We start from the raw sequence: 14,021 nt of genomic DNA on the forward strand, positions 1-14,021 counted from the left end.
CTTACATGCTCCCTTTATGACGCAGGATCATGCTCAGGAAGAACGGCACACCTACCAGTGATGTCACAATACCAACCGGAATAATCACGCCCGGGATCAGGTTTTTCGAGGCAATGGATGCCATCGACAGTACCAGCGCCCCGATTAATGCACTCGCCGGCAGATAGAAACGGTGATCCTCACCGAACATCATGCGGGCAATGTGCGGCGCGACCAGACCGATAAAAGCAATCGGGCCGACAAAAGCCACCGCCAGCGCGGTCAGAATACTGATGCGCAGCAGCGTACCGAGACGCAGACGGCGCACGTTAATACCAAAACTGACAGCGCGATCTTCACCGAGGCGAAGTGCGGTCAGCTTCCACGAGTTACTCATGGAGATCGGCAGCAGAATGGCAAAGGCCAGCGTCATCACACCCAGCTTCACCCAGGTGGCGCGCGCCAGGCTGCCCATCGTCCAGAAAACCAGCCCCTGCAAGGTGTCTTCCGTGGCGATAAACTGCATCATGGAAACCAGCGCGTTAAAGGTAAAGACCATTGCGATACCGAATAACACCACACCGGAGGTTGCCACACGTGTCCAGCGGGTGATGCCGTCGAGCATCAGCGCGGAAAACAGGGCAAAAATAAAGGCGTTCGCGGAGACAAACCACTGATCCGGTACGCCGGGAATACCAATCCCGAGGACTATCGCCAGCGCCGCACCAAACGATGCGGCGTTGGAGACGCCGAGGGTAAACGGACTCGCCAGCGGGTTATTGAGGATGGTCTGCATCTCTGCCCCGGCAAGGCCGAGAGACATACCGACCACCACGGCCATCAGGGCATACGGCAGACGTATTTCCCAGACAATCACACGGGTGCCCGCTGATACACTTTCCGGCGACACCAGGGTCTGCCAGAGTGCATCAAGGGTCAGCCCGGACGGCCCCATGGTGAAATCGAGCACCACGGTACAGAGTATTACCGCAACCACCGCAAACATCCACATCAGCCGCCTGCGCAGTACACGCCGGTAATGTGATTTCACATCACAGCTTAATTCACTGCCTGCCTGTTCCGGCTTCGTCTGTAGCATTGCTTCTGTGGTAATACTCATTATTCAAATACCTGCTGACTACTTAAAATTATTTACCGCTGACCCAGTATGTGCCGGTTGGTTCGACAGCCAGGAACTGACTGTACATTTCATCCATGGTTTTCTTCGGATCCAGATCTTTAAACTGCTCCGGATAGAACCACTTGGCAAAGGCCTGCGCGGCAATCACGTTATAAGGTGAGTTATAATAGTTGTGCCAGATAGCATAGTCACGCCCTTCTTTCACTGCGGTCAGCGTATTAATACCCTTACGCTCAGTAATGGCTTTCAGGCTGGCTTTGGCATCCGCTTCTGTTGCCTGCGCACCCAGCTGAACACCCGCATCGGTGCTGCCCGGGGCTTTCGCACCGCTGACCAGATAAATATCCGGATCCGCCGCAATCACTTTTTCCAGGTTCATAGTACCCAGTGGTGTCGGCAGAACCTCTTTGGCGATATTTTTACCGCCCGCCAGATCGATAAAGTTACCGAGGTTACCGTTACCGGCAGTACCGCAGCAGTCAGGGAATGCCCCGGCGCGCAGATCGATAAATACGGTCGGTTTTTTCTCTTCCGGTATTTTGTCTGTCACGTCAGTGACTAACTTCATCTGCTTCTGATAGAAATCTTCAAAGGCTTTGGCTTTTTCTTCGCGGTGCAGCACTTTACCCAGCACACGCATGCCCGGCAGGGTATTTTTCAGCGGCTCGTTGCGGAAATCCACAAACACAACCGGGATACCGGCCTTTTCCAGTTGGCCGACCAGCTCGCTGTTTTTACCCGGCCCGTGACCGGCCAGACCGAAAATAGCCACATCCGGATTGAGCGTTAATACTTTTTCTGCGCTGACACTGTCTTCTGTCGTGTTACCGATCAGCGGGATCTTATCGATTTCCGGGAATTTAGCTTTGTAGACAGCATAGGACTGCGGGTCAAGTTTACGGAAGTCACCCTGCCAGCCGGCAATACGTGCCAGCGGCTTATCGCCCTCCAGCAGCGCCACCGCGTGGATCATACGCCCTTCCCCTAACAGAATGCGCTCCACTTTTTCCGGCACTTCCACCGTACGCCCTGCGGCGTCAACCACCGTTTCTGCCCATGCTGCGCTGCTCATCAGAACAGCCCCTGCTGCCAGGCTCATGGTCAGCCCTTTTGCTACAGATACTAATTTCACGTTACCGGCTCCTGTTATCTGTCAGAAATTGGCGTTAACAATAAAGCAAATAAGAACTCTTATCAATACGGAATAATTATCTTCCTCATTACAATATTCGTTATCATCAGGTGATAGCGATATATCGAAAGATAATCAGTAAGAAATATCCATTATTGACAGGTAAAACGACTGACTTAACGGATAAACACAGTTTCAACCCGTGGATACCCCCGCAAAGCCTGTAACGACAAACATAAAAAAACCTGACCGGGATCGTCAGGTTTTTTATCAATTTACGTGATATGTCACAAAACCGGGTCACGCAACCTTATTTATGGCTGGCCGGAAAGTCCATTTCGCCGTAGCGGACAAACTTAGTACGCTTAACAATTTTGTAACCAAACCAGATGGCGAAGAACAGCGGCAGACCGATATACGTCGCGACCACACCCACCCAGTCAATCTGATCCTGCAGGAAGGCTTCATAGTTCTGGCCGAGGGTGATGGTCAGACACAGAATAAAGGCGAAGATCGGGCCGACCGGGAAGAAACCGGAGCGGTACGGCAGATCGTTCAGGTCATAGCCCTGCTTGATATAGCCTCTGCGGAAACGGTAGTGGCTGATGGCAATCCCCAGCCAGGCGATAAAGCCGGTCATCCCCGAGGCATTCAGCAGCCACAGATATACGGACTGGTTGCCGAACATCGATGTCAGGAAGCAGAGAGCCGCAATCACCGTCGTGGCAATCAGCGCGTTACGCGGCACACCGCCTTTGGACAATTTGGCAAACAGTTTCGGTGCTTTGCCGGATTTTGCCAGTGTGTACAGCATACGGGTGGAGGCATACATCCCGGAGTTACCCGCAGACAGTACCGCTGTCAGGATAACTGCGTTCATCACCGCAGCGGCAGAGAGCAGACCCGCACGCTCAAAGACCAGGGTGAACGGGCTGACGCTGATATCGGTTTCATCATTACGCAGCAGGTTCGGGTCGGTGTACGGGATAATCAGACTGATCACCAGAATCGCCAGCACATAGAACAGCAGGATACGCCAGAACACCTTACGCACCGCTTTCGGAATATTTTTGGCCGGATCTTTTGATTCACCGGCAGCGATACCGATAAGCTCAGTTCCCTGGAAGGAGAAGCCGACAATCATCGCCACCCCGATCATTGCGGCAAACCCGCCTTTGAACGGTGCCTCACCGACAGTCCAGTTGTGCCAGCCCGCGCCTTCCCCGCCTTTCATAATGCCGGTGATCATCATCACGCCGACAATAATAAACAGGATAACGGTACTGACCTTAATTAAGGAGAACCAGTATTCCGCCTCACCGAATCCTTTTACAGAAATAAAGTTAAGCAGGAACATAATAGCCAGGAACGCCGCACTCCAGACCCAGCCCGGGATCTGATCCGCCGGGAACCAGTAGGTCATCACCAGTTGTGCTGCCACCAGGTCAACCGCGATAGTCACCGCCCAGTTGTACCAGTAGTTCCAGCCCAGTGCGAAACCGAAACCTTCATCCACATATTTGGCACCGTAGGTGGCAAATGAACCCGATACCGGCATATAGGCCGCGAGTTCGCCGAGGCTGGTCATCAGGAAATAGACCATCAGGCCGATAATGGCATAGGTTAACAGCGCCCCGCCGGGACCGGCCTGGGCAACAGTGGCACCGGAAGCGACAAACAGCCCCGTGCCGATAGATCCGCCGATGGCAATCATCGCCAGATGGCGCGCTTTTAATTCACGGCGCAGTGTCTGCGGTTGTTCACCCGCGGTTTGATTTGCTTGCTGAGACATTACAATCCTGTTTCATGTAGTTATTTTTCATCCACTGAGCGTGATTGTAGCGAAATCCCGGGGTAGTACCCAGCAAATATGCGGCATTATAAGATACCTGCATAATCGCAGCGGAATTATAAGCACCCGGCTTATAATTGCCTCAGCTGCCCGCCGGAAACCGGCGGCAGAAGAAACAGATGCCGCGTCAGCGGCAATAGGTCAGGAAGGTATTGAGGGCGTTGGAGATGTGTTTCTGGCGGTGATAAATCCGGAACAGTGCGCGGTTGAGGGTAAGCCCGGCAATCTTCACCTCTGACAGCAGCCCGTTACTCAGCTGTTCGGCAATCACCCGCCGCGACAGACAACTGACCCCGCGCCCGAAGCGTACCGCGTGTTTGACGGCCTCGGAATTCCCCAGCTCCATTTCCACGCGGAAACCCGGCAGACGGTTAAAGAGGATCTGATCCAGCACTTCCCGCGTACCCGAGCCGCGCTCACGCAGAACCCAGGCCACATCTTTCAGATCAGACAGAGTGAGATTGTTTTTCTGACTGAGCGGATTATCCGGACTGCAGAAAATCACCAGTTCATCTTCCAGCCAGGGTTCGGTAATCAGTTCCGGCGAATGGCAGACCCCTTCGATAAGCCCCATATCCGCGCGGAACTCCAGTACGGCTTTAATCACTTCCTCAGTATTGGCGATAAATAATTCAACCTGTGTATTTTCATGCACCGCACGGTATGCTCCCAGCATTTCCGGCAGCATATAGTTGCCGATGGTGGTACTGGCCGCAAAACGCAATGCCCCCGCATCGGATTTAAACAGCTGTTCAATTTCACCGGCCTGCTCGAGCAGGGCAATGGCTTTCGGATACAGCAGCCGCCCGTGCTCATTGGTCACCAGCCGTTTACCGACCCGGTCAAATAACTGAACATTCAGCTGATTTTCCAGATCTGTCAGAGAGGCACTCACGGCGGACTGTGAAAGCGCTAACTGCTGGGAAGCTTGTGTCGTCGAACCGGACTTCTGAACTTCTGTAAAGACTTCGAGCTGTCTCAGTGTGATGCGCATGGCAAAGCGCTCCCTTATTTCATTCCGATTATTATCATCATATTAACATTATACTTATAATTTAACATTGCCATTACCGCTAACCTGATTTTTAGGTTGATTATAGAATTATTATGAATTTTAAAAATATTACGCTTTCCGCTATGCTTTGCACATCGTTATTCCTTTTTGTGAGTTACTTATGTCTGAAAGTCATATCAAATCTGAAAAAGCCCGCCATACAGCAAAACCGATGTGGCTGAGACTGCTTCCGGGCTTTGTCCTGGCAGGGATTCTGACCACTGCCTCGATGCTGCTCGGGGAAATGCCCTGGTTTATCAACCTCGGGCTGGGCGCACTGACACTGGCTATTCTGCTGGGGATTATTGCCGGTAATACCGTTTACCCGCATATCAAACCGCAGTGCGAAGCCGGGGTCGGTTTTGCCAAACACTATTTTTTACGGGCGGGGATCATCCTGTACGGCTTCCGTCTGACATTTCAGCAGATTGCCGATGTCGGGATCAGCGGCGTGATTATTGATGCCGTAATGCTGACCAGTACTTTCCTGATCGCCATGTATATCGGCCGTAAATGGTTCGGGCTGGACAGAGAAACCGTCATTCTGATTGGTGCCGGCAGCAGTATCTGCGGTGCGGCTGCGGTGATGGCCACTGAGCCGGTGGTTAAAGCCCCGGCAAGTAAAGTAGCGGTTGCGGTCTCTACGGTGGTGATTTTCGGCACCATCGGCATTTTCCTGTACCCGTGGCTGTTCCATCTCAATGCCGCGCTGGGCTGGCTGCCGTTCAACGACATGAGTTTCGGGGTGTATGCCGGGTCTTCCGTGCATGAAGTGGCACAAGTGGTGGCGATTGGTCACACCATCAGCCCGGATGCGGAAAACAGTGCCGTGATCAGTAAAATGATCCGCGTGATGATGCTGGCACCGTTCCTGCTGATCCTGTCTCAGTATCTGAGCCGTCAGAAAAGCAGTGCCGGGGGCGCGGCGAAGGAAAAATCCAAAATCACCATTCCGTGGTTTGCCGTCTTCTTTATTCTGGTGGCCGGATTTAACTCCTTCCATCTGATCCCGGAAATTATTGTCCGCCAGATTATTGTGCTCGATACCATTCTGCTGGCCATGGCAATGGTGGCACTCGGCCTGACCACTCACGTCAGTGCTATCCGCCAGGCCGGTATCAAGCCGATGCTGATGGCGCTGGTGCTGTTCGGCTGGCTGATTGGCGGCGGTGCCGCGATTAACCTGCTTATCCCGCTGATCACCGGCTGATCATCCCTCCCTTTCTTTCAGTGATATCCCGGTTGTGCGACCGGGATATCCTGTCACTGCATTCTCCGGTTCCTTATGCCATAATCGGTACAAAGAAGGAGAAAAACCAATGAAATATGTCGGAGCACACGTCAGCGCCGCCGGTGGTGTTGATCAGGCGGTTATCCGTGCGCATGAACTCGGCGCCACAGCCTTTGCCCTGTTCACCAAAAACCAGCGCCAGTGGAAAGCCGCCCCCCTGCCTGAAAACGTCATCGCCGCCTTTAAGGCCAACTGCAAAAAATACGGCTACGGCCACGGACAGATCCTGCCCCACGACAGCTATCTGATTAACCTCGGCCATCCGGAAACGGAAGCACTGGAAAAATCCCGCGAGGCGTTTCTTGATGAATTGCAGCGCTGCGAACAGCTCGGGATCGACCGTCTGAATTTCCATCCCGGCAGCCACCTCAATAAGATTGAGGAGAAAGCCTGTCTGGCGCGGATCGCAGAATCCATTAATATCGCGCTGGATAAAACCCGCGGTGTGATTGCCGTTATTGAAAATACCGCCGGACAGGGCAGCAACCTCGGCTTCCGCTTTGAGCAACTGGCCGCCATTATTGACGATGTGGAAGATAAATCCCGCGTTGGTGTCTGTATCGATACTTGTCATGCGTTTGCCGCCGGCTATGATCTGCGGACACCGGAAACCTGCAAGGCAACGTTTGCGGATTTTGAAAGCATTGTCGGGTTTGAGTATCTGAAGGGCATGCACCTGAATGATGCAAAAAGTGAGTTCGCCAGCCGCGTTGACCGTCACGACAGTCTCGGTCAGGGTAAAATCGGCAATGCGCCGTTTGAGTTTATTATGAAAGATAAACGGTTCGACGGCATCCCGATGGTGCTGGAAACCGTAAATCCCGATATCTGGGCGCAGGAAATTGCCTGGCTGAAATCGCTGGAGAAATAACCCGGGTTATACCACCGGGCTGAGTTTGATTTTTGCCATCATTGCTGCCAGTTCGGCGCGGTCACGGACACCGACGCCGGGCTGGCTCACGGCCAGTGCAGATACTGCAGTGGCCATCCGCAGCGTGTGTTCGCTGCTCTGACTCATCAGCAGGCCGTATACCAGGCCGCCGACCATCGAATCCCCCGCCCCGACAGTACTCACCACCTCACAATGCGGCGGCAGTGCACGCCAGGCACCGGAGGCATTCACCCACAGCGCCCCTTCCTGCCCCAGCGAAATCACCACATGAGCAATGCCTTTATCACGCAGGGCATGGGCGGCGTTAATCACATCTTTCAGTTCCGGCAGCGGTTTCCCCGCCCAGATCTCAAGCTCATGACGGTTGGGCTTCACCAGCCACGGCGTGGCTTTCAGACCGGCCACCAGCGCTTCACGGCTGCTGTCAAAAATAATGCACGGGCACAACTGGCGCAGACGGCTCATCCAGGTGGTAAACCACGCCGGATCAACACCTTCCGGCAGGCTGCCGCTGACGACTACCATATCGAACTGCCCGAGCCAGGTCAGCGAATCGGCCATAAACTTCTGCCATTCGCTTTCGGTGATACGGAAACCGGAAAAATTCAGATCCGTCACCGAGCCGCTGTTTTCGGTCAGTTTCACGTTGATCCGGGTGCGTCCCGGGATCACATGGAAGCGGTTTGCCAGCCCGTTTTCACTGAAAAAATGCTGGAATTCTTCCTGATTATCTTTCCCCAGAAAGCCGCTGACAGTCACATCCACCCCGAGATCTCTCAGGACTTTGGCGACATTAATGCCTTTTCCCGCAGGATGTAACCCTACCGTTCTGACACGGTTCACCTCGCCCGGGACAAGGGACGGACACATCCCCACAAGGTCATAGGCCGGATTTAAGGTAATTGTGGCTACTCGACGGGTCATCAGCCGGGTGCTCCCTCTGTTATTTTTGGCTAACGGGTTATAATCATTAGTAATATTATGCAGCATGATACAACAGCTGCTTTTGAATCGTTTCAGTTATAACACAGACAGGCAGATATTCTATGCTCTGAATCATTCATTTTGCAGGAAGATATTGTCAAAAACAGACAGGCTGTCACTCCGGCGGGCAGCAGTGTACCATAGCGCCCGCAATCTGATTAAAAAGAAGGAAAAAATAATGTCAGTCGTCGTCGGTACCGGGGTGGTTATTGTCAACAGCAAAGGTGAAGTGCTGCTGGGTAAACGCAGCGGCAAACATGCGCCATACTGGTCCATTTTCGGGGGACATGTTGACCCCGGTGAAACCTTTGAAGCCTGTGCCATCCGTGAAATTCAGGAAGAAATCGGCATTACCCTTACTGATCCGAAAGTTATCGGGCTGTGCAATAACCTGGAAACCTATCAGGCGGAAGGAAAGCACACCGTATCTGTCTGCCTGCTGGCACAGTATGACAGCGATACTCTGCCGGTGATTCAGGAGCCGGATAAATTTGACGGTATTATCTGGTGCTCTCCGGACAATCTGCCGGAACCGCATTTTGAAGCCAGCCGCAACGCCATTCATCTGTGGCAGACCGGTCAGTTTTATCTGACAAAATAATCCGTTACATGCCGCACCTGAATACCGGGGCGGCAATTGCTCATTTATCACCCAATCACACACAATTACGCGGATTTATCAGTTTATCTGCTTTACAACCTTTTTTTGCCGCCGTATCATCAAGCTAGTACACGGAGCTGAGTAACCGGAGGATTTATTTAATGAGCAGCGACGCAATAACACAAACCAAACGCCCTTCCGTCCTGGGCGGTGCCATGATTATCGCCGGTACCGCTGTCGGTGCAGGCATGTTTTCCATCCCTGTGATGACAGCGGGTGTCTGGTTTACCGGCTCCGTTCTGCTGCTGATTTACACCTGGTTCTGCATGTATACTTCCGGGCTGATGATCCTCGAGGCAAACCTCAATTATCCGTCAGGCTCCAGCTTTCACACCATTACCAAAGATCTGCTGGGTAACGGCTGGTCAGTGATTAACGGGCTCTCCATCGCCTTTGTGCTCTATATTCTGACCTATGCGTATATCTCGGCGGGTGGTTCGATGTTACAGGAGAACCTGGCAGCACGCGGGTTTGATATCACCCCGGCGATGAGCGGGATTTTCTTTGCCGCCGTGGTGGCAATAATAGTCTGGATTTCCACCAAAGCCGTTGACCGCCTGTGCACCATTTTAATCGGCGGGATGGTGATTGCATTTGTGATGTCCGCAGGCGGTATGATCACCGAAGTGAAAACCGCGGTGTTATTTAACACTCAGGACCCGGAGGCCCGTTATCTGCCGTATGCGCTGGTGGCGCTGCCGTTCCTGCTGACCTCATTCGGCTTCCACGGTAACGTGCCGGGTCTGGTGAAATATTACCGTAATGACGCGAAATCCGTGGTACGCAGCCTGCTTATCGGCTCCCTGATTTCACTGGTGATCTATATCTTATGGCAGCTGGCCGCCCAGGGTAACGTCCCGCGCGAAAACTTTAAGCAGATTATCGCGGAAGGCGGCAATATCACCGCGCTGTTAAACCAGATGAAAGCGGCTATCAACAGTGACACTACGGTGCAGTTACTCAATGCCTTCAGTTATATGGCGCTGGCCAGTTCATTCCTCGGGGTGTCACTGGGACTGTTTGACTATATCGCAGACTTCTTTAAGTTTAAGGATAACGGCACCGGCCGTCTGAAATCCGCCGTGTTTACCTTTGTTCCGCCGGCGATTCTGGCAGTGCTGTACCCGAATGGTTTCCTGTATGCCATCGGCTATGCCGGGCTGGCAGCAACCATCTGGGCGGTGATTGTCCCGGCGCTGATGGCAAAAGCCACCCGCCGCCGCTTCCCGCAGGCAGCCTACCGTGTGCCGGGCGGCAATGCGATGATCATCTTTATCATTCTGTTCGGACTTCTCAACGCCGTCACACATATTTTATCCATGATGGATCTCCTGCCAGTTTACCGCTGATTTCACCCTGATATCACACCCGCTGCATTTCTGCAGGCGGGTGTGATAATTTGGGCTTGCACATTGGAAAAACTGCGAGTAATTTTGTCGCCAATCCGCAGGCTTTAAGGCCTGCTTTACTATTGATATTTATTATGTAACGGGACAAATTATGGCAAAAGCCAATGAAATTAAACGCGGAACCGCAGTGAGCTATAACGGCAAACTGCTGATGGTCAAAGATATCGATGTCCAGACGCCAAGTGCCCGCGGGGCCAGCACCCTGTACAAAATGCGTTTTACTGATGTCCGTACCGGTCAGAAAGTGGAAGAGCGTTTTAAAGGCGATGATATTATCGAGACCATTACCTTAACCCGCCGCGCTGTTCAGCTCTCTTATGTTGACGGTGATGAGTATGTCTTTATGGATGATGAAGACTTCACGCCGTATCCGCTGAAAAAAGATCAGATTGAAGAAGAACTGCTGTTTATTCCTGAGGAAGGTCTCCCGGGTATGCAGGTGCTGACAATGGACGGCCAGGTGCTGGCGCTGGAGTTACCGCAGACTGTCGATATGGAAATAGTTGAAACCACCCCCGGCATCAAGGGTGCATCCGCCAGTGCGCGGACCAAACCGGCAACCATGCCGACCGGGCTGGTGATTCAGGTACCTGAATACCTGAGTAACGGTGAAAAGATCCGCATTCATATCGCGGAACGCCGTTATATGGGCCGCGCGGATTAATTCCCGCAGCCGGTAAAAACTGCCTGTTACCGGGTTACCGGTTTTCTGCACATTGCGGAGACCGGCTGACCCGCCGTCCTTTTCCCGCCTTCAGAAATAATCCACCTGCAGATACGCTTCCCGGCGCTCTTCATTCAGCACCGAGTAAGACGTGCGCCCCATTGACTGCGGCAGATGCCCCTGCACAAGTTCACCTTCAGCGATATTGTCCTGCATGCTGGCGGGCTCTCCGTTGCGCAGGCAACGGTATTCAAATGACGGCTGATTGTTCTGCGGCTTTTCCGCCGCCGGGACACTGACCTCACAGGCGCTGTTCACCACACTGCCGGACAGCAGAATCGTCCCTTCACTGACACCAGATGCCGCACCCGGCGTGATAACTGACAAGCTTAACAACATACCACTGAAAATAGCCTTAAGATGATTCATCACAGGCACCTCACTGTTGTTTCGTCAGACTGACGACCAGCGTGTTAACGTTACCGCTGTCTCTGTTATAACGCGCCGGACACAAAAAAAGAAGAGGAAACAGGTGTCGTGGTGTGATACATCACACGATTTTTCCGGTTTCCTCTGCATGCATTAATTGTGATTCTCAGTCTGCATTAAAGATAACTGACAATAACCATCGCTATCAGCTTACTGTCATCTATCCAGTGAAGTTTTGCATCTCCCATATTGGCCGGTATCAAATCAGAAACTGACCGGGTATTACGGGTAATAGTCTGGGTATTCAGCCGCTCTTTTTTCATCCCTGAGCGGTAACAGCGGGAACTGATGTCATTGGTCTGAAAGTCCATTGCACAGGGGCCTTCAACAATCGCACCATGAAAGATGATCACACCCGATGCTGACTGGCTTTTACTTTCAGTTGCCGGAGCAAAACTGCTCATTAATAAGCCTGTAACAGCGATAAAGAACTGTAGCTTTTTCATAACGTACCTCTTCAGATAAGTATTCACGGAGGCAATCCGTTACCGCCGGGATGAAAAATATTCGCTTATTCTTTATCGACAATAGGTCACAAATCTTTACTGCGCTATAACAAACAGCCGTATTTTTAGTATACCGACAGCGTTATAATCTGAAATTCCTTATTTTATGATATACATTCGGCCTTATTAACTACATTACCCTCTTCACTTATGATTATAGACACCATCATAAAATTAACAACTTTTACATAAAAACAACATTAATCATTTCCCTTTTTCTGCATAAACCCTTATCTCTATTTCTGTCAGACTATTCAGTACTGTTTTCGTAAAAATATTTTATTATCATCAGGTTCTGTCATGGCAGTACAACGCATCACACTTCCGCTTTTTATCAGCCTCACCGGTATCATGGTGTTTCTTTCCTGGTATCTGCCGGTTGATCACGGCTGGTGGGCGGTACCTGACCATACTGTTTTCCGTTTTTTCAATGACCCGCTCGCCGGTAATCATTCACTGGCTGTATTTATTGCGGTTATTAACAACCGGGCATTTGATCTGGCGGCGCTTCTGCTGATGGGGCTTATCTATTATGCGGCTTTCCGCAAACAGGACAGCGACGGTAAACGCCGGCTGGTAATGGCGGGTGTGGTGATGTTGATAAGTGCGGTACTGATTAATCAGGCCGGACAGGCAATTCCTTTTAACCGCCTCAGCCCGACACTGGAGCTGGATTCTGTTTACCGTGTCAGCGATATCACCGGGATCTTTACAAAAGATGCCTCAAAAAGCAGTTTTCCGGGAGACCACGGGCTGATGCTGATCATTTTTGCCGCTTTTGTCTGGCGTTATGCCGGATTCCGTTATTTTACGGCAGCGGTTTTACTGGTCATTATATTTTCTTTACCAAGGATAATGGCCGGTGCACACTGGTTCAGCGATATTATGGCCGGTTCGCTGTCACTGACATTAATCACAGTTCCCTGGATTTTACTGACACCGCTGAGTGACCGGTGTGTAAATTTTCTGGTACGCCATATGCCCCGTTTATCCGATATTACAAATAAAATTTCACATTAGTTAAACATATTTGACATCACATTCTGATTGTTTTGCTGACAAATTTAAGGTTTTGTAAATAACAGGTTTTTTCCCTCGCCATTTCCGGCACCTTTATGTAGTATCAATCCGTCCGATTATTAGGAATTGATTAATTTCACCGATAATTACACCTTTACGGATGACTGATTAACTTTTCCTCAGTAATTGTTCATGGATATTAAACGTGTCGTTCCGCACGTTTTCAGAATAAACATATTGTGCACCACCGCAGATTTAATTAGTGTTGATATGTTTTGTTTTTTTAAGTGACGTTTGTCACATAAGGACTGCAAGGGAAAACTCACACATGGTCACATCTCAACCAATTCTGAGATATATCACCCGGATTGTTCCGGCATTGATTATCGCGGCGACATTGTCAGCATGCAGTACATCTCCAAATTCAGCCCGTCAAGTTCAATCTGAAACCCGTACAAACAGCTTTATCTTGCAAGCGTCTCAGGATGAATTCGAACAGTTAGTTAATAATGTCGATGTTAAATCCAAACTGATGTCTCAGTATGCCAGCTGGAAAGGCGTTGCTTACCGCCTCGGCGGCACTACCCGCTCCGGTATTGATTGCTCCGCGTTTGTCCGTCAGACTTTCCTCGACCAGTTCGGTATGGAACTGCCGCGTTCAACCGCAGAGCAGCAGTCTGTCGGTACCAGCGTAAAACGCGCTAAATTACAGGCCGGCGACCTGGTGTTATTTAAAACCGGAAAACGTCAGCGTCATGTCGGTATTTATGTCGGCAATGACAAATTCGTCCATGCATCCACGTCAAACGGTGTTATCGTCTCAAACATGACGGATAAATACTGGAACAACCGTTATTACGACGGACGCCGTTTAATTAAATAATACATTCACTCCCTTGCAGTGTATTATTTAAAAAGAAAAAGCTTCCTTTTCAGGAAGCTTTTTT

Annotated in this window: 14 protein-coding genes; 7 read left to right on the forward strand and 7 right to left on the reverse strand. The window is 51.2% G+C overall.

All coding sequences use genetic code 11. From position 1 onward, the window contains the following. Position 1 precedes the first annotated feature (1 nt). The 4 genes from AB7038_RS02990 to yieE all read right to left on the reverse strand — a co-directional run bounded on the left by AB7038_RS02990 (position 2) and on the right by yieE (position 5,098). On the reverse strand, positions 2 to 1,099 hold the full coding sequence (locus AB7038_RS02990; RefSeq protein WP_004238048.1) for a FecCD family ABC transporter permease: 1,098 nt from the start codon (positions 1,097 to 1,099) through the stop codon (positions 2 to 4). A gap of 28 nt (positions 1,100 to 1,127) precedes the next feature. After that, positions 1,128 to 2,219: an ABC transporter substrate-binding protein gene (locus tag AB7038_RS02995; protein ID WP_439958093.1), complete on the reverse strand. Its 1,092-nt coding sequence runs from the start codon at positions 2,217 to 2,219 to the stop codon at positions 1,128 to 1,130. Positions 2,220 to 2,562: 343 nt separating this feature from the next. Further along, positions 2,563 to 4,044 (reverse strand): amino acid permease, encoded by a 1,482-nt coding sequence (locus AB7038_RS03000; RefSeq protein WP_368888914.1) that lies wholly within the window; start codon positions 4,042 to 4,044, stop codon positions 2,563 to 2,565. 187 nt (positions 4,045 to 4,231) lie between these two features. Then, positions 4,232 to 5,098, reverse strand: a complete 867-nt coding sequence (gene yieE, locus AB7038_RS03005; protein WP_369452726.1) for a DNA-binding transcriptional regulator YeiE — start codon at positions 5,096 to 5,098, stop codon at positions 4,232 to 4,234. Between the two features lie 181 nt (positions 5,099 to 5,279). Here yieE and AB7038_RS03010 point away from each other — a divergent pair, with 181 nt between their 5' ends. Both AB7038_RS03010 and nfo read left to right on the forward strand, forming a co-directional pair. Beyond that, complete coding sequence (locus tag AB7038_RS03010; protein ID WP_072870418.1) at positions 5,280 to 6,368, forward strand: YeiH family protein; 1,089 nt, start codon at positions 5,280 to 5,282, stop codon at positions 6,366 to 6,368. Positions 6,369 to 6,477: 109 nt separating this feature from the next. Beyond that, complete coding sequence (gene nfo, locus AB7038_RS03015; RefSeq protein WP_368888915.1) at positions 6,478 to 7,320, forward strand: deoxyribonuclease IV; 843 nt, start codon at positions 6,478 to 6,480, stop codon at positions 7,318 to 7,320. 6 nt (positions 7,321 to 7,326) lie between these two features. On the opposite strand, the gene fruK is transcribed toward nfo, so the two are convergent. Continuing rightward, positions 7,327 to 8,265, reverse strand: a complete 939-nt coding sequence (gene fruK / locus AB7038_RS03020) for a 1-phosphofructokinase (protein WP_036418649.1) — start codon at positions 8,263 to 8,265, stop codon at positions 7,327 to 7,329. A 238-nt stretch (positions 8,266 to 8,503) separates the two neighbouring features. On the opposite strand from fruK, the gene AB7038_RS03025 reads away from it, so the two are divergent. From AB7038_RS03025 to yeiP, 3 genes are all read left to right on the forward strand, one after another. Next, entirely contained in the window at positions 8,504 to 8,926 is a 423-nt protein-coding gene (locus tag AB7038_RS03025) for a nucleotide triphosphate diphosphatase NUDT15 (protein ID WP_072870413.1), read from the forward strand. Positions 8,927 to 9,087: 161 nt separating this feature from the next. After that, positions 9,088 to 10,335: a tryptophan permease gene (gene mtr, locus AB7038_RS03030; protein WP_368888916.1), complete on the forward strand. Its 1,248-nt coding sequence runs from the start codon at positions 9,088 to 9,090 to the stop codon at positions 10,333 to 10,335. 151 nt (positions 10,336 to 10,486) lie between these two features. After that, positions 10,487 to 11,059 carry an elongation factor P-like protein YeiP gene (gene yeiP, locus AB7038_RS03035; protein ID WP_349467708.1) on the forward strand — a complete coding sequence of 191 codons (573 nt, stop codon included), beginning with the start codon at positions 10,487 to 10,489 and terminating at the stop codon, positions 11,057 to 11,059. Between the two features lie 90 nt (positions 11,060 to 11,149). Here the strand turns inward: yeiP and AB7038_RS03040 are convergent, their stop codons facing one another. Together AB7038_RS03040 and AB7038_RS03045 are read right to left on the reverse strand one after the other, a co-directional pair. Next, positions 11,150 to 11,488 (reverse strand): type 1 fimbrial protein, encoded by a 339-nt coding sequence (locus tag AB7038_RS03040; protein WP_368888917.1) that lies wholly within the window; start codon positions 11,486 to 11,488, stop codon positions 11,150 to 11,152. A 176-nt stretch (positions 11,489 to 11,664) separates the two neighbouring features. Beyond that, the gene (locus tag AB7038_RS03045) at positions 11,665 to 11,994 is read right to left on the reverse strand and encodes a type 1 fimbrial protein (RefSeq protein WP_368888918.1); all 330 of its coding nucleotides are present in this window, start codon (positions 11,992 to 11,994) and stop codon (positions 11,665 to 11,667) included. Between the two features lie 360 nt (positions 11,995 to 12,354). On the opposite strand from AB7038_RS03045, the gene AB7038_RS03050 reads away from it, so the two are divergent. Together AB7038_RS03050 and mepS are read left to right on the forward strand one after the other, a co-directional pair. Continuing rightward, positions 12,355 to 13,074, forward strand: a complete 720-nt coding sequence (locus AB7038_RS03050) for a phosphatase PAP2 family protein (RefSeq protein ID WP_368888919.1) — start codon at positions 12,355 to 12,357, stop codon at positions 13,072 to 13,074. A 328-nt stretch (positions 13,075 to 13,402) separates the two neighbouring features. Continuing rightward, the gene (mepS, locus tag AB7038_RS03055; RefSeq protein ID WP_004240669.1) at positions 13,403 to 13,957 is read left to right on the forward strand and encodes a bifunctional murein DD-endopeptidase/murein LD-carboxypeptidase; all 555 of its coding nucleotides are present in this window, start codon (positions 13,403 to 13,405) and stop codon (positions 13,955 to 13,957) included. Positions 13,958 to 14,021: the final 64 nt, after the last annotated feature.

Source organism: Morganella morganii (genome assembly GCF_041099235.1).
GTDB classification, from domain to species: domain Bacteria; phylum Pseudomonadota; class Gammaproteobacteria; order Enterobacterales; family Enterobacteriaceae; genus Morganella; species Morganella morganii_E.